This window comes from Acidovorax sp. JHL-3, from assembly GCF_000526295.1.
Lineage (GTDB): Bacteria > Pseudomonadota > Gammaproteobacteria > Burkholderiales > Burkholderiaceae_C > Acidovorax > Acidovorax defluvii.
Map to the genome: position 1 here is coordinate 1,138,662 of NZ_JAFU01000001.1, position 19,292 is coordinate 1,157,953.

At 63.8% G+C, this 19,292-nt stretch carries 19 protein-coding genes and 1 tRNA gene; 12 read left to right on the forward strand and 8 right to left on the reverse strand.

Annotated features, from left to right (window positions below):
* Positions 1-34 precede the first annotated feature (34 nt).
* The 4 genes from K226_RS0105315 to istB all read left to right on the forward strand — a co-directional run bounded on the left by K226_RS0105315 (position 35) and on the right by istB (position 3,583).
* Complete coding sequence (locus K226_RS0105315; protein WP_024813817.1) at positions 35-712, forward strand: response regulator; 678 nt, start codon at positions 35-37, stop codon at positions 710-712.
* 54 nt (positions 713-766) lie between these two features.
* Positions 767-842, forward strand: a tRNA-Phe gene (locus K226_RS0105320).
* Between the two features lie 436 nt (positions 843-1,278).
* Positions 1,279-2,805, forward strand: a complete 1,527-nt coding sequence (istA, locus tag K226_RS0105325; RefSeq protein WP_024813818.1) for an IS21 family transposase — start codon at positions 1,279-1,281, stop codon at positions 2,803-2,805.
* A complete protein-coding gene (gene istB / locus K226_RS0105330; protein ID WP_024813819.1) occupies positions 2,798-3,583 on the forward strand; it encodes an IS21-like element helper ATPase IstB in 786 nt (261 codons plus the stop codon). The genes istA and istB overlap by 8 nt, the downstream gene beginning before the upstream one ends.
* Before the next feature lie 126 nt (positions 3,584-3,709).
* Here istB and K226_RS0105335 read toward each other — a convergent pair whose 3' ends face one another.
* Both K226_RS0105335 and K226_RS20050 read right to left on the reverse strand, forming a co-directional pair.
* On the reverse strand, positions 3,710-3,985 hold the full coding sequence (locus tag K226_RS0105335) for a type IV toxin-antitoxin system AbiEi family antitoxin domain-containing protein (protein WP_024813820.1): 276 nt from the start codon (positions 3,983-3,985) through the stop codon (positions 3,710-3,712).
* Between the two features lie 91 nt (positions 3,986-4,076).
* A complete protein-coding gene (locus K226_RS20050) occupies positions 4,077-4,550 on the reverse strand; it encodes an AlpA family transcriptional regulator (RefSeq protein ID WP_024813821.1) in 474 nt (157 codons plus the stop codon).
* Positions 4,551-4,978: 428 nt separating this feature from the next.
* Here K226_RS20050 and K226_RS0105345 point away from each other — a divergent pair, with 428 nt between their 5' ends.
* Positions 4,979-6,235, forward strand: coding sequence for an Hsp70 family protein (locus K226_RS0105345; RefSeq protein WP_024813822.1), 1,257 nt, complete (start codon positions 4,979-4,981; stop codon positions 6,233-6,235).
* A gap of 122 nt (positions 6,236-6,357) precedes the next feature.
* Here K226_RS0105345 and rsmI read toward each other — a convergent pair whose 3' ends face one another.
* Positions 6,358-7,290 carry a 16S rRNA (cytidine(1402)-2'-O)-methyltransferase gene (gene rsmI / locus K226_RS0105350; protein ID WP_024813823.1) on the reverse strand — a complete coding sequence of 311 codons (933 nt, stop codon included), beginning with the start codon at positions 7,288-7,290 and terminating at the stop codon, positions 6,358-6,360.
* Here rsmI and K226_RS0105355 point away from each other — a divergent pair.
* The 3 genes from K226_RS0105355 to K226_RS0105365 all read left to right on the forward strand — a co-directional run bounded on the left by K226_RS0105355 (position 7,290) and on the right by K226_RS0105365 (position 9,050).
* Positions 7,290-7,706, forward strand: a complete 417-nt coding sequence (locus K226_RS0105355; protein ID WP_024813824.1) for a YraN family protein — start codon at positions 7,290-7,292, stop codon at positions 7,704-7,706. The two genes, rsmI and K226_RS0105355, sit on opposite strands and share 1 nt — an antisense overlap.
* An 88-nt stretch (positions 7,707-7,794) precedes the next feature.
* Entirely contained in the window at positions 7,795-8,394 is a 600-nt protein-coding gene (locus tag K226_RS0105360; protein WP_024813825.1) for an SIS domain-containing protein, read from the forward strand.
* Positions 8,391-9,050, forward strand: coding sequence for a BON domain-containing protein (locus K226_RS0105365; protein WP_024813826.1), 660 nt, complete (start codon positions 8,391-8,393; stop codon positions 9,048-9,050). Before K226_RS0105360 ends, K226_RS0105365 begins: the two co-directional genes overlap by 4 nt.
* A gap of 123 nt (positions 9,051-9,173) precedes the next feature.
* Here K226_RS0105365 and K226_RS0105370 read toward each other — a convergent pair whose 3' ends face one another.
* From K226_RS0105370 to K226_RS0105385, 4 genes are all read right to left on the reverse strand, one after another.
* Positions 9,174-10,088, reverse strand: a complete 915-nt coding sequence (locus K226_RS0105370; protein ID WP_024813827.1) for an NAD(P)-dependent oxidoreductase — start codon at positions 10,086-10,088, stop codon at positions 9,174-9,176.
* 101 nt (positions 10,089-10,189) lie between these two features.
* The gene (locus K226_RS0105375; RefSeq protein WP_024813828.1) at positions 10,190-11,326 is read right to left on the reverse strand and encodes a PilT/PilU family type 4a pilus ATPase; all 1,137 of its coding nucleotides are present in this window, start codon (positions 11,324-11,326) and stop codon (positions 10,190-10,192) included.
* Positions 11,327-11,366: 40 nt separating this feature from the next.
* Complete coding sequence (locus tag K226_RS0105380; protein ID WP_024813829.1) at positions 11,367-12,002, reverse strand: cyclic nucleotide-binding domain-containing protein; 636 nt, start codon at positions 12,000-12,002, stop codon at positions 11,367-11,369.
* A 67-nt stretch (positions 12,003-12,069) separates the two neighbouring features.
* The gene (locus tag K226_RS0105385) at positions 12,070-13,113 is read right to left on the reverse strand and encodes a type IV pilus twitching motility protein PilT (protein ID WP_024813830.1); all 1,044 of its coding nucleotides are present in this window, start codon (positions 13,111-13,113) and stop codon (positions 12,070-12,072) included.
* Between the two features lie 37 nt (positions 13,114-13,150).
* Between K226_RS0105385 and K226_RS0105390 the strand changes: the two genes are divergently transcribed.
* The 3 genes from K226_RS0105390 to K226_RS0105400 all read left to right on the forward strand — a co-directional run bounded on the left by K226_RS0105390 (position 13,151) and on the right by K226_RS0105400 (position 16,543).
* Positions 13,151-13,867, forward strand: a complete 717-nt coding sequence (locus K226_RS0105390; protein ID WP_024813831.1) for a YggS family pyridoxal phosphate-dependent enzyme — start codon at positions 13,151-13,153, stop codon at positions 13,865-13,867.
* 174 nt (positions 13,868-14,041) lie between these two features.
* Positions 14,042-15,181, forward strand: coding sequence for an aminotransferase class V-fold PLP-dependent enzyme (locus K226_RS0105395; RefSeq protein ID WP_024813832.1), 1,140 nt, complete (start codon positions 14,042-14,044; stop codon positions 15,179-15,181).
* A gap of 63 nt (positions 15,182-15,244) precedes the next feature.
* A complete protein-coding gene (locus tag K226_RS0105400; protein ID WP_024813833.1) occupies positions 15,245-16,543 on the forward strand; it encodes a DUF445 domain-containing protein in 1,299 nt (432 codons plus the stop codon).
* Positions 16,544-16,780: 237 nt separating this feature from the next.
* On the opposite strand, the gene queA is transcribed toward K226_RS0105400, so the two are convergent.
* Complete coding sequence (queA, locus tag K226_RS0105405) at positions 16,781-17,884, reverse strand: tRNA preQ1(34) S-adenosylmethionine ribosyltransferase-isomerase QueA (RefSeq protein ID WP_024813834.1); 1,104 nt, start codon at positions 17,882-17,884, stop codon at positions 16,781-16,783.
* A gap of 239 nt (positions 17,885-18,123) precedes the next feature.
* Between queA and K226_RS0105410 the strand changes: the two genes are divergently transcribed.
* On the forward strand, positions 18,124-19,269 hold the full coding sequence (locus K226_RS0105410; RefSeq protein WP_024813835.1) for a diguanylate cyclase domain-containing protein: 1,146 nt from the start codon (positions 18,124-18,126) through the stop codon (positions 19,267-19,269).
* Positions 19,270-19,292: the final 23 nt, after the last annotated feature.

The window sequence follows — 19,292 nt, forward strand, 5'->3', positions numbered from 1 at the left end:
ACACCCACTGCAGCATCCAAGGCGTTTCATACACATGGCAAACATTCTGGTGGTTGATGACGAACTCGGCATTCGTGACCTCTTGTCGGAAATTCTGAACGACGAGGGCCACAGTGTCGACCTCGCGGAGAACGCGACGCAGGCGCGCGCAGCGCGTGCCGCCGGGATGTATGACCTGGTGTTGCTGGACATCTGGATGCCAGACACAGACGGCGTATCGCTGCTCAAGGAATGGGCCTCAGCCGGCGTGCTCACCATGCCCGTCATCATGATGAGCGGGCACGCCACGATAGACACCGCCGTCGAAGCCACCCGGATTGGCGCATTCTCGTTTCTTGAAAAACCCATCACCCTGCAAAAACTGCTCAAGGCTGTGGAACAGGGACTGGCACGTACTGCCGTGCAACAAGCCCCCGTGGTCGCCCACCAGCCCACCGCTGCAGGGCCTGTGGATGGCGGCTTCGTGCCCGCACCGATCATCACCACCGCCATGGTGGGCGAGGTCGGCCCTCACGCGCACCAAGGGTTCGATCTGGATCGCCCCTTGCGTGAAGCCCGCGACGGCTTTGAAAAAGCCTACTTTGAATTCCATCTCGCGCGTGAAGGCGGCTCGATGACCCGCGTTGCAGAAAAAACCGGGCTGGAGCGCACCCACCTGTACCGCAAGCTGCGCCAACTGGGCGTGGACCTTGGCCGCGGAAAACGCAATTAATCTTGGGGTTGCTGTTTTTATCGCGTCAATTTCTGGTTTATAATTTGAGGCTTAGGCCCGGTAGCTCAGTCGGTAGAGCAGAGGATTGAAAATCCTTGTGTCGGTGGTTCGATTCCGCCCCAGGCCACCAAAATTCGGCGCCCAACTGTTCTCAGTTGGGCGTTTTCATTTGTGCTTCCCGCATGACACGCGGGGTTCCCGCACATTCTGCGTGTGCGACCCGGGTCCTGTGGTCTGGCAGGAACATCCCCGGTTGCCCTCCGTTCCGCCCTCTCTTCTCTCGAAATCGGCGCTAACTTCTTCGCCGTAGCACACGCAGACAGCGGTGTTCATCAACCACTTGTGCGCGCGCCGATGCGAATGGTTGGCTCGCGGGTTTGCATGGGCAAAGCAGAAGGGCAAACCCGCGAGGCGTGCCTCCATGTCAGCCCTTGGGCGGGAATGGATCGTGTTGACGCCGACCGAAAACTGAGCCACTTTTTGGTGTGATGCCGACCTAAAACTGAGCCAGGTGTTTTACCTACCCTGCTGTTTTGTGCAGCAAGGGAATGAAGAGGGTGATCACCATGGACATGATTGGCAAGATACGGCGGATGCACCGCCGGGACAAGAAGACGAAGCGGGAGATATCGAGGACCACGGGCCTGTCTCGCAACACGGTGGCCAAGTGGCTGGACGAGGCGCAGCCGGTCGAGCCCAAGTACCGCCGGGAGGCGGCGAAGGCGACCAAGCTGTCGGCGCACGAGGCGGAGCTCAAGCAAGCCTTGAAGGCCGATGCCAAGCGGCCCAAGAAGGAGCGGCGCACGGCCAAGGCCTTGTTCACGCAGATCAAGGCAGCGGGCTACGAAGGTGGCTACACGCGGGTGACGGACTTCATCCGCAAGTGGCGCCAAGGTGAAGGCCAACAGGCGGCCTGCAAGGCCTTCGTGCCATTGACCTTCGAGCTTGGCGAGGCCTTCCAGTTCGACTGGAGCGAAGACGGCTTGCTGGTGGGCGGGGTGTACTACCGCATGCAGGTCTCGCACATGAAGCTGTGTGCCAGTGGGGCCTTCTGGCTGGTGGCCTACCCCAGCCAAGGCCACGAGATGCTGTTCGATGCGCACACCCGCAGCTTTGCAGCGCTGGGTGGCGTGGCACGCCGTGGCATCTACGACAACATGAAGACGGCGGTCGACAAAGTCAAGAAGGGCAAAGGCCGCGTGGTCAATGCGCGCTTTGCAGCCATGTGCGCGCACTATCTGTTCGACCCTGATTTTTGCAACCGTGCCAGCGGCTGGGAGAAGGGGCGCGTGGAGAAGGATGTGCAAGACAGCCGCCGTCGCATCTGGGTGGAGGCGGGGCAACGGCGCTTTGGCAGCTTTACCGAGCTCAATGCGTGGCTGGGCGAGCGCTGCCGGGCTCTGTGGCGAGAGCTGCGCCACCCGCAGCACAAAGCGTTCAGCATCGCCGAGATGCTGGAGCTGGAGCAAAGCCACCTGATGCCGATGCCGGTGGCCTTTGATGGCTATGTTGAGAACCCGGCCAAGGTGAGCAGCACCTGCCTGGTGACGGTGGCGCGCAACCGCTACTCGGTGCCCTGCGAATGGGCGGGGCAAATGGTCAGCACACACCTGTACCCGGCGCAGATCGTGGTGGTGGCCGGCGATGCTATGGTGGCCACGCACGAGCGCCTGAGCGATCGCAACCAGACCCGCTACGACTGGCAGCATTACGTGCCGCTGATCGAGCGCAAGCCGGGCGCGCTGCGCAACGGCGCGCCCTTTGCAGACCTGCCCGAGCCATTGCAGCGCATGCGCAAAGGCTTGCTGCACCAGGAGGGGGGCGACAGGGTGATGGCGCAGGTACTGGCCGAGGTGCCCAAGCAAGGGCTGGACGCCGTGCTGGTGGCGGTGGAGTTGGCCCTGGAGAGTGCGCCGCCATCGGGGCGGGTGAGCACCGAGCACGTCATCAACGTGCTCGGCCGCCTGCAAGCGCAGCCCCTGCCCGAGACGGTTGCGACCAACCTGCAAGTGAGCCAGACACCCCTGGCCGACACGGCGCGCTATGACCGCCTGCGCGCTGGCAGCGACATGCAGGAGGCCGATCATGCGTGAGCTGGACAAGGAGTTCAAAGAGCTGCGCCTGTACGGCATGGCCGGGGCCTGGGAGGACCTGGTCAAGCAACGCGGCCACGCCACGCTGGAGAGCTCGCGCTGGCTGCTGGAGCACCTGCTGCAAGCGGAAGTCACGGACAGGGCCATGCGCTCAGTGAGCTACCAGATGCACACGGCGAAGTTCCCCGTGCACCGCGACCTGGCGGGCTTCGACTTCGAATGCTCGCCCGTGGACAAAAAGCTCATCGAGCAGTTGGCCAGCATGGCGTTCACCGAGCAGGCGCACAACGTGGTGCTAGTGGGTGGCCCCGGCACGGGCAAGACGCATCTGGCCACGGCCATCGGCGTGGCGGGCATCACGCGCCATGGCTCACGCGTGCGGTTTTACTCCACGGTGGATCTGGTCAACGCACTGGAGCAGGAGAAGGCCCAAGGCAAGGCAGGCCGCATCGCAGCGAGCTTGCAGCGCATGGACCTGGTCATCCTTGATGAGCTGGGCTACCTGCCCTTCAGCCAGGCAGGCGGCGCCTTGCTGTTCCACCTGCTGAGCAAGCTCTACGAGCAGACCAGCGTGATGATCACCACCAACCTGGACTTCAAGGAATGGTCCAGCGTGTTCGGCGACGCCAAGATGACCACGGCACTGCTGGATCGACTCACGCACCACTGCCACATCGTCGAGACGGGCAACGAGTCCCACAGGTTCATGCACAGCACAGCCGTGGCCAAGAAACGCATCAAGGCACGCGAACAGGCCAAGAAGGCTGAGCCGTTCTGAGCGGTTCAAGGGCAAGCCGCTACGGGCTTCGCCCTGCGCGGCTTGCCCTCAACGGACGACCACCGAGCTCGATCACCAAGGAGACCAAAACCGACCCAAGGCACTACACTTATCCACAGCCGACCTTCACAGGTTGGCCATTAGCCCTGGCTCAAAATTCAATCGGCACGGTGGCTCAATTTTGAATCGGCGCCAACAGACAAGGGCAAGACTCTCAAATTCCGTCACCTGTGCGCCTGGCAGACGGTAAAGACCACGCCCGACCCGTTCCAGCAGTCCTGCTGCAGTCATGCGCGTCAGGATGACCCGGGGCGAGCCGATGGCGTCCAGATCGCTGGCACGTAGCAGCCCTCTCTGGCTGGCCAGATCAAGGATGCGCTGGGTGTGGGTCTCGGGGAGCATGGCCGGAGTATGTTCCGTTTTTTCGTCTGGCGCTCGAATTTGACGATCAAAAGGAACAAGATGACCGGCTGCGCTGTGGCGGGCGCTACGGTCAGGCAGGCAGCGATGCCAAGGCGTGCAGCAACGATCTGCTCTGGCTTGAAGGATCGGCCTTGACATCAATGCCCTGGTCTTGGGCATCCTGGACCCAGCGTTTGGCCCATGCCATGACCTCGTCGCGGTCGAATCGGATGAGCTTCTGTACCCGACGATGCGGGATACCCAATGCCTCTCGCATCTGCTTTTGCGTGAAGAGGTACAAGGGGAGTCCGGTCACATGCGAAATTTCGCGCGGGTCCATCAACGTAGAGCCGCTCGGAAGAACGACGTCGGATGCTCGCTCCCAAGTTGAGGCTCGGAGGGCTTTGGATTCGAAGTCGAAGACTTCATCGATGGGGTACACGACGCGCTTGGACATTTTCATGAATCGAGGCCCGCGCCCCTCGCTACGCCAGCGTTGAAGGGTCTTGGGGCTGATGTTCCAGCGCGTGGCCAGCTCGTTTTCGTTCATCATCATCTTCTGCATGGTTGACTCCGTCTGTGGTTGAAGGCAACGCATTCAGGCGTAGCTTCGGCCACGAAGCCAAGTCATTCGCGGAGTTGCGATGAGGCTCGTCGCCTGGCCGGGGAACCAGCGTGTATCAGCGGTCCATGCCAATGTCCCTGCTCAGCACGACGATACGGACTTCTATGGGGACGTTTCGGCATCGTTGAAGATAAGCGGTTCGAGGTTCTGCTATACTCCACCACCAAACCTAAAAGCCCTTGATTTGTAAAAGTCAGGGGCTTTTTCCATTGGCTTTTCCTCACTGCAGGCCTTGGGGTGCGGCTCATTCCCGCGCCTTTCTGCATCGCCCTGGCCCCTGGGCGGCAATGTCACCTGTTGGCACAAGTCCGCATCTTTTGGAGCCGCGCCGCGCCTGGTTTCGGGCATTTATCTCCATATTTTTCACGATGGCATTTTTGACGGACACAACCCTGGGCATTGACTTTGGCACTTCCAACTCGGCGGTGGCGGTGCGCCAGGGGAATTCACCTGCGCGCATGTTGCGCTTGGAGGGCGAGAACAACACCTTGCCGACAGCGCTGTTCTTCAATGCCGAAGACCATCGCACGCACTACGGGCGCGATGCCGTTGCGCAGTACCTGTCGGGCACCGAAGGGCGCCTGATGCGCTCGCTCAAAAGCCTGCTGGGCAGTTCGCTGCTGCAAGACAAGACGGCGGTGCACAACGCGCTGGTGAGCTACCAGGACATCATCAGCCTGTTCTTGCGCATGTTGGCCCAAACGGCGCGCGAAACGCTGGGCGGTATGCCGGGCCGGGTGCTGCTGGGGCGCCCCGTGCATTTTGTGGATGGCGATACCGTGCGCGACCAGCAGGCCGAAGATGCCTTGCGGCAGGCGGCGCTGGATGCTGGGTTTGTAAACATTTCGTTCCAGCTGGAGCCCATTGCCGCAGCGCTGGATTACGAACAGCGCATCGAGCGCGAATCGCTGGTGCTGGTGGTGGACATTGGCGGCGGCACCTCTGATTTCACCGTGGTGCGCCTGGGGCCTGAGCGCAGGGCCCGCACCGACCGCGCCAGCGACATTCTGGCCACCACTGGCGTGCATGTCGGGGGCACCGATTTTGACAGGCGCCTTAGTCTGGCGCTGCTGATGCCATTGCTGGGCTTGGGGCACACCGGGCCTTCTGGCCGCGAGGTGCCCAGCCGCGTATTTTTTGACCTTGCGACCTGGCACCTGATTCAGTGGCTGTATGCGCCGCGCGCGCTGCGCGATGCACAGGCCCTGCGGCCCGATTATGCGCAGCCGGTGCTGCACGACCGCCTGATGGCGGTGCTCAATCAGCGCCTGGGGCACCGCCTTGCCAACACGGTGGAGCAGGCCAAGATCGCGGCTTCCGTGGATGCGGTGGATACCCCGATGGTGCTGGACTGGGTCGAGCCGGGGCTGGGGGCACTCATCACTTCTGAAGGCCTGGCCCGCCACCTTGTCGCGCCTTTGCAGCAGGTGGTGGCCTGCGCCACCGAATGCGTGCAACTGGCCGGGCTGGTGCCTCAGGATTTGCAGGCCATCTACCTCACTGGTGGATCATCGGCACTGCGCCCGCTGCGTGACGCGCTGCGTATGGCGTTCCCTGATACCCCGCAGGTGGAGGGCGATCTGTTTGGGGGAGTCGCGGCGGGGCTGGCGGTGGCAGCGCCCTGACCACAGGCGGTTTTGCAGACCCATCAGGGGGATGCAGGGTGGTTGAACGCTATTAATACAATAGCTGTGCGCGCTTATCTATAAAGGGCTAGGGGGCAATTTGATGTAAAAACAGGCGCAGGCTACGCATTCCCGGATTCCGGGACGCTGCGCTTCCATTCCAGTGCGGTGTCATACAGGCTGTTGCGCGATGCGCCCGTCACTTCGGCAGCCAAGCGCACGGCCGTCTTCAGGGGTAGCTCCTGCAACAACAGGCGCAGCACGCGCAGGCTGTCGCCGTCGTCTGCGGCAGGAGCCGTGGGGTGCAGCAGCACCACAAATTCACCGCGGGACCGCTGGGGTGAGCCTTGCAGCCAGGCCGTCAACTCGCGGGCTGGGTGGGTGGCGATTTCTTCGAATTGCTTGGTGAGTTCGCGTGCCAGCGTCACTGGGCGATCGCCCAGCACCGCCAGCGCCTGGGCCAGCTCGTCAATGCGGTGGGGGGCCTCCAGCAGCACAACGCAGCGGGGCTCGCTGGAGAGTTGCTGCACGGCAGTGGCCCGCTCGGCGTTCTTCACCGGCAAAAAACCCGCAAATAGAAAGCCACTGCTTTGCGTGCTGTGCACCACGGCGCCCGCCACGCTCAGGGCCGTGGTGATGCTGCTGGCACCGGGCAGCGGCAGGGCGCGCAGGCCAGCCGAGTGCACTGCAGCCACCAGGCGCGCGCCGGGGTCGCTGACCCCGGGCGTGCCCGCATCACTGACATAGGCCACGCGCAGGCCCTGCTGCAGCCGCTGCACCACTGCCAGCGCGGCTTCGGCCTCGTTGTGCTGGTGCACAGCCAGCAGTTGCGCGCTGGTTTTGTCGATGCCATAGGCGCGCAGCAGCGCCTGGGTGTGGCGCGTGTCCTCGCAGGCAATGGCGTCGGCCAGCTGCAGCACATGCAGCGCGCGCAGGGTGATATCGGCCAGGTTGCCGATGGGCGTGGCCACGACATACAGCGCGCCTTGCGGATAATGCTGTGCAGCCGCCGCATCGCGTGCGGCGTTCAAGGCAGATGCGAAAGATGCGCTCAATGAATTTCCTTGGAAAAAAGCCAGCCCATACCCGCCCGCCTGCGCCTGACGCCGCAGGTAGCAGCACCACGCGGCAGCGGGGCAATGCGGCCGAAGACCAGGCGTTGGCCTTTTTGCAGGCTGCGGGCCTGAAGTTGCTGGAGCGCAATTATCGGACGCCCGGGCGCGGTGGGGGCGAGATTGATCTGGTGATGCGCGATCGTGACGGCACGCTGGTGTTTGTCGAGGTGCGCAGCCGTGCCAGCAATGCCTTCGGAGGGGCGGGTGCCAGCATTGGCGCCATCAAGCAGCGGCGCATCGTGTTTGCGGCGCGCCATTACCTGCTGCGTATGTCGGTGCCGCCGCCGTGCCGCTTCGACGTGGTGCTGGTGCAGGATTCGGTGCAATGGCTCAAGGCTGCCTTCGACGCCCAATAAGCGCAGCGCCCAAAAGGCCTGCACACCACGCTGGTGACTACGGTTTGCTACAAAACCTATAACAACCCGCGGGTATCATCGGGCCTCCATGCTAGAGCAACGCATTCAACAGCACTTTATCGACAGCGCCGACCTGAAATACCAGGCCGCGCAAGCCCTCAGCGCGCCCATCGCTGCAGCCGTGCAGGCCATTCTGGCCTGCGTGACCAGTGGCGGCAAAGTGCTGGCCTGCGGCAACGGGCCTTCGGCCGCCGAGGCGCAGCAGTTTGCAGCCTTCTGTGTTGCGGGGTTTGAGCGCGACCGGCCTGAATTGGCTGCAGTGGCCCTGACTTCTGACAGCACCCTGCTCACTTTGGCCGGGGGCGGCAGCGACGGGGCCCAGCAGTTTGCCCGCCAGGTGCGTGCGCTTGGCCAGGCGGGCGATGTGTTGCTGGCGCTGTCCGTCACGGGCAATGATGCCAACGTGATCGCTGCCACCGAGGCCGCCCACGAGCGCGACATGACGGTGGTGATCCTCAGCGGTCGCACCGGCGGCAAGCTGGCCGCCCTGGTGCGCGAGACCGATGTGCTGATCAGCGTGCCGCACGACCGCGCCGCGCGGGTGCGCGAGGTCCATGCGCTGGTGTTGCACTGCCTGTGCGATGGCGTGGATGCCCAGTTACTTGGAGAACAGGAAATACCGCAATGAAGCTGACCATGAACCGTACCGCCTGCACCCTGCTGGCTGCCGCTGCGCTTGCCGCAGGCCTGTCTGCTTGCGCCCCTCTGGTTGTTGGAGGAGCGGTGATGGGCGGCATGATGGCCACGGACCGCCGCACCACCGGCACCCAGGTGGAAGACGAAGGGATCGAATTGCGCGCGGTCAACCGCATCCGGGAAACGCTGGGTGATCGTGCCCATGTCAACGTCACCAGCTTCAACCGCCAGGTCTTGCTGACCGGCGAGGTGCCCACGGCGCAGGACCGTGCCACCGTCGACCAGATCGTGGCGGGTGTGAACAATGTGCGCTCGGTGGTGAACGATCTGGCCGTGATGCCCAGCACCTCACTGGGCCAGCGTTCGAATGATGTCCTGATCACCGGCAAGGTGCGGGCGAGTTTCGTGGATGCCAAGGACGTTTTTGCCAGCGCCTACAAGGTGGTGACCGAACGCAACGTGGTCTACCTGATGGGACTGGTAACCCCCCGCGAGGCCACGCGGGCCACCGAAATCGCGCGCGGCGTGGGGGGCGTGAGCAAGGTGGTGCGGGTGTTCGAGATGATCACCGAAGACGACCTGCGCCGCGCCAGCACGCAGCCGCCCCCGACCGTGACCACTGACAGCCCATCGTCGCAGGGCAACTGATGCCTGTTTGACGGCCGGGTTCTGAATCGCAGTCCGGCGATTACGGCGCGGCTTTGCGCAGCTTTCTGGCCGATCGCAGACTTGCAGGGGGCTGCAAGGCGCCTGTGCCGCCCGCATCCGGCGTCAGGTCAGGCGCTTGATCAGGCTGGACGTGTCCCAGCGGTTGCCGCCCATCTTCTGCACATCGGCATAAAACTGGTCCACCAGTGCGGTCACCGGCACGCGCGAGCCGTTGCGCCGGGCTTCGTCCAGCACCAGGCTCAGGTCCTTGCGCATCCAGTCCACGGCAAAGCCGAAGTCGAACTTGCCGTCCACCATGGTCTTGCCGCGGTTGTCCAGCTGCCAGCTCTGCGCTGCGCCCTTGCCGATCACGTCCAGCACCTGCTTCATGTCCAGCCCGGCATTCTGGCCAAAGGCCACTGCTTCAGACAGGCCTTGCACAAGACCCGCGATGCAGATCTGATTGACCATCTTGGCCAGCTGGCCCGAGCCACTGGCACCCAGCAGCGTGAACGCCCGCGAGAATGCCATCGCCACCGGCTGGGCTGCGTCAAACGCGGCCTGGTCTCCGCCACACATCACCGTCAGTTGGCCGTTTTGCGCCCCCGCCTGGCCCCCGGAGACCGGGGCATCGACAAAGTGCAATCCCAAGGTGCGCGCGGCGGCATACAGCTCCCGCGCCACTTCGGCCGAGGCCGTGGTGTGGTCGACAAAGATCGCGCCCGGCTGCATGCCGGCAAATGCGCCGTCAGCGCCCAGCGTCACCGAACGCAGGTCGTCGTCGTTGCCAACGCAACAGAACACGATGTCCGCACCCACTGCGGCCTCGCGCGGCGTTGTGGCATGTTTTGGGGCTTTGGTGCTTGCGTACTCTGCGCACCACGCTATTGATTTTGTAGTGGTGCGGTTGTACGCCGTGACCTCATGGCCCGCCAGCGCGAGGTGGCCGGCCATGGGGTAGCCCATCACGCCCAAGCCCAAAAAGGCCACCTTGCGCGAAGGGGTTGCGTCGTAGTTGCGGGGGTTGGTGCTTGGCATCGCGATGAATGAAAAGTGGGTTGGAAAAAAAGAAAACCCGCCCAAGGGGGCGGGCTTCAAGCGGTGATGAAAAGCAGATAAATGCGGGTGGCAGACCGAGGCTAGACAATCGCGAAATGTTCGGTGCCCGAAGCCAGGTCGGGCGATTTGGCACGCTGGCTGTTGAGCTTGATCTGCAGGCGCAGGTCGTTGAGCGAGTCGGCGTTGCGCAGCGCATCTTCGTAGCTGATCACGTTGGCCTCGTAGGCATCAAACAGTGCCTGGTCGAAGGTCTGCATGCCCAGATTGCGGCTCTTTTTCATGACCTCCTTGATCTCGGCGACTTCGCCCTTGAAGATCAGGTCGGCAATCAGAGGGGTGTTGAGCATGATTTCCACCGCCGCAGCCCGGCCCTTGCCGTCCTGCTTGGGGATGAGCCGCTGTGACACCATGGCGCGCAGATTCAGCGAAAGGTCCATCAGCAACTGGGCGCGGCGCTCTTCGGGGAAGAAGTTGATGATCCGGTCCAGCGCCTGGTTGGCGCTGTTGGCGTGCAGTGTGGCCAGGCACAGATGGCCGGTTTCGGCAAACGCCACGGCGTGTTCCATGGTTTCGCGGTCGCGGATTTCGCCCATAAGGATCACGTCGGGTGCCTGGCGCAGCGTGTTCTTGAGCGCCGCTTCCCAGCTGTCAGTGTCCAGGCCTACCTCGCGCTGCGTCACCACGCAGTTCTTGTGCGGATGCACAAATTCCACCGGATCTTCCACGGTGATGATGTGGCCGAACGAGTTCTCGTTGCGCCAGTCGACCATGGCGGCGAGCGTGGTCGACTTGCCCGAACCCGTAGCACCCACCAGGATGCACAGGCCGCGCTTGGTCATGGTCACTTCCTTGAGGACCTGAGGCACACCCAGACCGTCAATGGTCGGCAGCGTGAGCGGAATGGTCCGCAGCACCATGCCGACCTTGCCCTGCTGAATGAAAGCGTTCACGCGAAAGCGGCCAATACCGGCGGGCGAGATGGCGAAGTTGCACTCCTTGGTGCGCTCGAAGTCGGCCACCTGCTTGTCGCTCATGACGGCGCGCGCCAGCGTGAGGGTGTGGGTGCCGGTCAGTGGCTGGGGCGACACCTTGGTGACCTTTCCATCGACCTTGATGGCCGGTGGAAATTCTGCCGTGATGAACAAGTCGCTGCCATTGCGGCTCACCATCAGTTTGAGCAAGTCGTTGATGAATTTACTGGCCTGATCGCGTTCCATCAGAGATCCTTCCGGGGGGGCTTTGTCTGCAGGACAGGGGTCATTTCTGGTTGTCGCTCAGCCGGGCGCTCACCACCCGCAGGCGCAGCGACAGCTTGCGCGCCAGCAATGCAATCAGGCTGGCGGCCAATTGCGGGTCCTTGGTCATCATGTCGTCCATGGCCTCGGCGCTCAGCACGGCGATTTCGCAGTCGGTAAGGGTGGTGCAGGCTGAAAAACGGATGCCGCTGTCCAGCAGCGACATCTCGCCCAGGATGTCACCTGGCCGTGTCTCGGCCAGGCGCAATTGCTCGCCCCAGGGCTGAACACGGTCCACCGCGATGGTGCCGGTGAGCAACACCACCATGAAGTTGCCGTATTCATCTTGCCGGATGACGTCGCGGTTGGCAGGGATGGCTGCAAATTCAAAGAAGCGCTCCATGCGCTCCACCGCGTCCTTGTCGAGGTGGACCATGTACTTGTCTTTGGCCCACAACGCCTGCAGCAGCTTGCCGCCTCGACTGATGGGCAGGCGCTTGGCACCCACTTCCACGGCGCGGGCCTCCCACGGTACGAGCATGGATGCGTCAACACCCTGGCCAGCAAACGCTGTGGAGAACAGCACGGAGTCGGTGTGGTCCTCCGTAGGCTTGCCTGCACGGGTGTTGCGGCGCAGAAGGCTGAGAATGCCTTTCATTGATTTCTCCAATGCGCGGCAAGCGCCGTCGCTGTGTCAGAAGGGTGGTGTTGGCCGCAGCGTGCGATCAACCCGGGAAGTTCTCGGGGATCTTGGCCTTGCTGCGGGCCTCGGCGGGGCTGATGATGTTGCGCCGCACCAGATCGGTCAGGTTCTGGTCGAGCGTCTGCATGCCCACGCTGTTACTGGTCTGGATGGTGGAGTACATCTGCGCCACCTTGGCCTCGCGGATCAGGTTGCGGATGGCGCTGGTGCCCAGCATGATCTCGTGCGCGGCTACGCGGCCCGAGCCGTCTTTCAGCTTGCACAGCGTCTGCGAGATGACGGCCTGCAGCGACTCCGACAGCATGGCACGCACCATTTCCTTTTCTTCGGCCGGGAACACGTCGATGATCCGGTCGATGGTCTTGGCGGCGCTGGATGTGTGCAGCGTGCCAAAGACCAAGTGACCCGTTTCTGCGGCCGTCATGGCCAGGCGAATGGTCTCCAGGTCGCGCATTTCACCCACCAGAATGGCGTCCGGGTCTTCGCGCAGCGCCGATTTGAGCGCGGCCGCGAACGACAGCGTCATCGGCCCCACTTCGCGCTGGTTGATCAGGCACTTTTTGGACTCGTGCACGAACTCGATCGGATCTTCCACCGTGAGGATGTGGCCGTACTCGGTTTCGTTGAGATAGTTGACCATGGCCGCCAGCGTGGTGGATTTGCCCGAGCCCGTGGGGCCGGTCACCAGCACCAAGCCGCGCGGCTTCAGTGCCAGGTCGCCAAAGATCTTGGGCGCGTTGAGCTGCTCCAGCGTGAGGATTTTGCTCGGAATGGTCCGGAACACCGCCGCCGCGCCGCGGTTCTGGTTGAACGCGTTGACGCGAAAGCGTGCAAGGCCTTCGATTTCAAACGAAAAGTCGACCTCCAGAAACTCTTCATACGTCTTGCGCTGTGAGTCGCTCATGATGTCGTACACCATGGCGTGCACGGTCTTGTGGTCGAGCGCGTCCACATTGATGCGCCGCACGTCCCCGTGGACCCGGATCATGGGCGGCAAACCCGAGGACAAATGCAGGTCGGAAGCTTTGTTCTTGACGCTGAATGCAAGCAGTTGGGTAATGTCCACGGGTTCCCTCTATCGTTTGATACGCTTATTGTTCATTATGACCACGATTGCCAACAACCTCCAACAGGTTCTGGGGCGCATTGCGCACGCCTGTGCAGCGGCGGGCCGGGATCCCGCCAGTGTTTCGCTGCTGGCCGTTTCCAAAACTTTTGGTGCCGAGGCGGTGCTGCAGGCAGCCGCTGCCGGCCAGCGTGCGTTTGGTGAAAATTACATCCAGGAGGGGGTAGAAAAGATCGCCGCGGTGGGGGGCGGATTCGTTCCCGCGCTGCAGTGGCACTGCATTGGCCCCATCCAGAGCAACAAGACGCGCCTGGTGGCCGAGCACTTTGACTGGGCGCACACCGTAGACCGGCTCAAGACCGCCGAGCGCCTGGCGGCCCAGCGGCCCGATCACCTGCCGCCCTTGCAGGTGTGTATTCAGGTGAATATGGATGGCGGCCCCACCAAGTCCGGTGTGGCACCGGCAGACACGCTGGAGTTGGTGCGCGCTGTTGCAAAACTGCCACGTTTGCGGGTGCGTGGATTGATGAGCATTCCAGACCACGCGCCTGATTTCGAAACGCAACTGGCACTGCACCAAGGCGCCAAAAGGCTTTTTGACCAGATAGCCGCCCTGGGAGAGCCCGGGCTCGAACACTTCGACACCCTGTCCATGGGCATGACCGCGGATCTGGAGGCCGCCATCCAGGCGGGCAGCACCCTGGTGCGTGTGGGTACGGGCATCTTTGGCGGGCGAACCTATCCGGCGGCCTGATCCACTCGTGCAAGCGTTGCGCAACAGCCTGCCGCTGTGGCGTGCTGCGGGCATTCCAGCGCCGCAACCAGGTGGGTCTGGCAAGCCGCCCGTGCTAAGCTGATTCGCTCAGTTTATGGCTTGCCGCCCGAGGGCGGATTGCAGCCATCACACCCCGTCACTGGAGATCTTTTCATGCCCGGATTGCTGCCCGATATCGACCCCGATGGCCTGCTCGAATTCTCGGTGGTCTACACCGACCGTGCGCTCAACCACATGTCCAAGCGCTTCACCGGCGTCATGCAGGACATCCTGGCCACGCTCAAGGAGGTGTACCACGCCCATACCGCCGTGCTGGTGCCCGGCAGCGGCACGTTCGGCATGGAGGCCGTGGCGCGCCAGTTTGCCAACCAGCAAAAAGTGCTGATCGTGCGCAACGGCTGGTTCAGCTACCGCTGGAGCCAGATTTTTGATGCCGACAAAGGCCTGGGCGGCGGGGCCGTGGTGTGCAAGGCGCGCCAGCAGGGCAGCGGCCCGCAGGCACCCTGGGCGCCGTGCCCCGCCGAGGAAGTGGCCGCTACCATCCGCGCCGAAAAACCCAAGGTGGTGTTTGCGCCCCACGTCGAGACGGCCAGCGGCATCATCCTTTCCGACGACTACCTGCGCACGCTGACGGCTGCCGCGCACGAAGTGGGCGCGCTCTTCGTGCTCGATTGCGTGGCCTCGGGCGCCATGTGGGTGGACATGCAGGCCACCGGCGTGGACGTGCTGATTTCCGCCCCGCAAAAAGGCTGGAGTGGCTCGCCCTGTTGCGCCATGGTGATGCTGTCCGAGCGCGCGCGCCAGGCGATTGATGGCACTACGAGCAGCAGCTTCTCGTGTGACCTGAAGAAGTGGATGCAGATCGCCGAGGGCTACGAAAAAGGCCAGCACGCCTACCACACCACCATGCCCACCGACGCGCTGGTGCGCCTGCGCGACGTGATGCAGGAAACCCGCGAATACGGCTTTGCCAAGGTGCGCGAGGAGCAGATCGAACTGGGCGCCAAGGTGCGTGCGCTGCTGGAATCGCGCGGTTTTGCCAGCGTGGCGGCCGAGGGCTTCAAGGCGCCTGGCGTGGTGGTGAGCTACACCACCGACCCCGGCATCCAGAACGCCAGCAAGTTTGCCGCCGTGGGCCTGCAGACGGCCTCGGGCGTGCCGCTGCAGTGCGACGAGGGGCCGGAGTTCAAGAGCTTTCGCATCGGCCTCTTCGGGCTGGAAAAATGGCACAACGTGGAGCGCACGGTGGGCCATCTTTCCAGGGCACTGGACCAGATTGCGGCCGAGTCCTGATGACCCCCAAGGCTGGCCGGGCGGCGCAGTCTGTGCTGCGGCGCGCGCCCCGCATGGTTGATCATGCAGAACGCTAACCAGAGCCCCGCGCACCAGTCCCTGCGCGCCGCCAAGCGGCAGGCCCTGGGCCTGCTGTTGCTGGTGACCGCGGTGTTCATCGGCACCAGCCTGGTCGAACGCGGCTTGCTGCTCGACTGTGTGAAAGCCATGGCCGAGGCCGCCATGGTGGGCGCCCTGGCAGACTGGTTTGCCGTGGTGGCGCTGTTTCGACGCCCGCTGGGGCTGCCAATACCGCACACGGCCGTCATTCCCCGCAACAAAGATCGCATTGGCGTGAACCTGGCCGCCTTTGTGCGCGACCGGTTTCTCGACCCGCCGTCGCTGGTGGCGCTGCTGCGGCGTCACGACCCTGCCTTGCGGCTGGCCCAGTGGCTGGGCGATGCAGGCAACGCTGGTCTGCTGGGCCAGCAGGCGGCGCGGTTGCTCAGTGCCGCCCTGGATACCGTGCAGGATGCGCAGATGGAGCGGTTCATCCGCAAGGCAGCGCGCGCCCTCATCGGGCGGGTGGATTTGTCGGGCACCCTGGCCACGGTGCTGGGGGCGCTCACCCACAACGGGCGCCACCAGGCGCTGCTCGATGATGCGCTGGGCCGGCTGATCGTGGTGCTGCAGGAGGAAGACACGCGCCACCTGATTGCCACCACCATCGTGCAATGGCTCAAGAAAGAGCACCCGCTCAAGGAAAAAATGCTGCCCACCGACTGGCTGGGCGACAAGGGTTCGGCCATGATCGCCAATGCCCTGGAAGCCCTGCTGGCCGACGTGGCGCAGAACCCGCAGCACCAGTTGCGCGAACAGTTCGACGCGGCCGTGCAGCGGATGGTGCTGCGGCTGCAGACCGACCCGGACTGGGCACGCAAGGGCGAGGAGATTCGGCGCTATCTGCAGACCAATGCCACCCTGGGCCGCTATGTGCAGGACTTGTGGCAAGGGATGCGCGCAGCATTGCAGAGCGACCTGGCCGACGAGCACTCGGCCGTGGCGCGCAACGTGCACGCCATGGGCGCATGGCTGGGCCGCTCGCTGGCGGGCGATGCAGCGCTGCGCCAGTCGCTCAACCAGCGGCTGGAAAGTTGGGTGCAAGGGCTAGCGCCCGACGTGGCCCAGTTTGCTGCGCAACACATACAGGACACGGTGCAGCGCTGGGATGCGCAGGAGCTGTCAGAGCTTATCGAGCTGAACATCGGCAAGGACCTGCAGTACATCCGGATCAATGGGACGGTGGTGGGCGGGTTGATTGGCTTGGTGTTGTTCGGGGTGTCGCACGCGGGGGAGATTTGGCGGGCGGTGATGTCCGGGTGAGTTTGCGGTAGGTTGTTGCTGTTGCTGTTGCTGTTGCTGTTGCTGTTGTGCTTGTGCTGAGGGCGGGGGGCCGGGTCTCGCCCCGGCGGGCGAGGTACTTGTTCTTTGTCTCGCGAGGCAAAAGAAAGTGAGTCGCCCGCCGGGGCGAGACCCGGCCTCCGCCCTCGCCATGCGCGCACCAAAAACTATCAAAACCATAGCTGCTAGCGCTTGCTGTATAAGCGCTATCGGCCAAAATCACCCAGAAATTCGCTCCAACAACATCGCATCCCCATAACTAAAAAACCGGTACTCCTGCGCAATCGCATGGCGGTACAACGCCATCACCCGCTCATACCCCGCAAACGCGCTCACCAGCATCATCAGCGTGCTCTTGGGCAGATGGAAGTTGGTCAGCAGCACATCCACCACCTGAAAGCGAAAGCCCGGCGTGATGAAGATATTGGTGTCGCCACTCGCCTGGCCCGAGCGCGCCCAGGATTCGAGCGTGCGCACCGTCGTTGTGCCCACGGCCACCACGCGCCCGCCGCGCTGGCGGCAGCGCTCCAGCGCGGCCAGGGTGGCCAGGGGCACCTCGTACCACTCGCTGTGCATCTGGTGCTCGGCCAGGTTTTCGGTCTTGACGGGCTGGAAGGTGCCCGCGCCGACATGCAACGTGACGCTGGCACGCTCGATGCCGCGCGCTGCCAGGACGGCCAGCACGGCGTCGTCAAAGTGCAGCGCCGCTGTGGGCGCGGCCACGGCGCCGGGGGCGCGGGCAAATACCGTCTGGTAGCGCTGGCTGTCCTCGGCGGCGTCGGGGTCGTGGTCGGTGTTCTGATTGCGCTCGATGTAGGGCGGCAGCGGCAGGTGGCCGTGGCGCTCCATCAGCTCCCAGGGGCTCTCGCCGGCCGGGCCGTGCAGTGCAAAGCGGAACAGCGGGCCGTTCTCGTCCGGCCAACGGCCCAGCAAGGTGGCGTCGAAGCCGCCGCCCTGGCGCCCGCCGGCCATGTGCACGGTGCTGCCGCTCTGGGGCTTCTTGCTGACTTTCATGTGCGCCACCACCTCGTGACCGGTGAGCACACGTTCGATCAGGAGTTCGAGCTTGCCGCCGCTGGCTTTCTCGCCAAAGATGCGCGCCTTGACGACGCGGGTGTCGTTGAACACCAGCAGGTCGCCCGCGCGGAGCAGGCCGGGCAGCTCGCGAAAGATGCGGTCCACGGGCTGCATGGCGCGGCCGTCAAGCAGGCGCGAGGCGCTGCGTTCCGGGGCGGGGTGCTGGGCAATCAGTGCGGGGGGCAGCGAAAAATCAAAATCGCTGAGGGTAAAAGTGCGGGCGCTGCCGCCGGGGTGATCGATCATGGAGCTTGAGGACCGGACGGGTCCGTGCCAAGAAAAGGGGGAGGTGAGGGAGGCGCCGATTTTCCCACGCCCACGCCTACGCCTACGCCCACGGTGACGGTGACGCGAGAAAGGCAAGTCGGAGGTAAAGCCACACAACCGGCCATGCATTGCGCGGTGTGGTGCCTGGGCTGACAATGCCGCCTTGCATTGACGCATCTGAACGCCCGGCCACTCGAACACAACACCTATCTGCCTCTATGGAAACTTTTGTCTGGGATCAGAACCTGCTCACCGGCCTGCCCCTGGTGGACCAGCAGCACCACGCGCTGGTGGACCTTTTCAATGAACTCAGCAGCTCGTTTTTTCTGGCGGAAGGTAACCGCGAGGTGGTGCTTGCCGATACCTTCCGGCGGCTGGAAGCCTATACCCGCGAGCATTTCAGCGACGAAGAGGCCCTCATGCATTCCGAGGGGGTGGACGCGCGCCACATCGTGGTGCACCACGCCCTGCATGAGCAGTTTGTGGCGCAGGTCAACACGATGTGGGGGCGGCGCGCCGACATGGGTGATCCGGCGGAGACCTTTGTCGGGTTTCTGACGGCGTGGCTGGGTTTGCATATTCTGGGCATCGACCAGTCGCTGGCACGCCAGATCAACCTGATACGCCAGGGGGTTGCCCCGGCCGATGCCTTCGAGCGCGAGGGGGCGGCGCAAGACCACGGCACGCAGGCCCTGATCAAGATGATTGGCAATCTTTACCATGTGCTGTCCCGGCAGAACGCCGATCTGGCGCGGGCCAACCTGCACCTGGAAGACCGCGTGGCCCAGCGCACCGCAGAGTTGGCCCAGACCAATGAAGAACTGAAGCTGGCCAATGTTCGGCTGGAAGCCTTCTCGCGCACCGACGGGCTGCTGCAGCTGGCAAACCGCGCGTATTTCGACACCCGGCTGGCAGAAGCCTGTGCGACCGCTTTTCGGCGCGAGCAACCGCTGGGGCTGCTGATGATCGATGTGGACTATTTCAAGCGCTACAACGACAGCTACGGCCACCAGGCTGGCGATGCGTGCCTGCAGGCGGTGGCTGCTGCAGTGCAGGGTGCCATGCTGCGCGCCAGCGATCTGGTGGCCCGGTATGGCGGTGAGGAACTGGCCGTGATCTTGCCCGATACCGACGCCGCCGGCACCGCCGCCGTGGCTGCACGGGTGGTGGCTGCGGTGGCAGCGCTGGGGCTGGCCCACAAGGCCTCGGGCGTCGCTACGCATGTCTCGGTCAGCGTGGGGGCGGTAAGCGGCATTCCGGCGCAGCGCGATGCCAGTGCACCCCTGGTGGCCCAGGCCGATGCGGCGCTTTACCGGGCCAAGGAGCAGGGGCGCAATCGCTGGGTTATGGCGGAATCGGCCTGACGCGACCGATCAGTGCGTGAGGG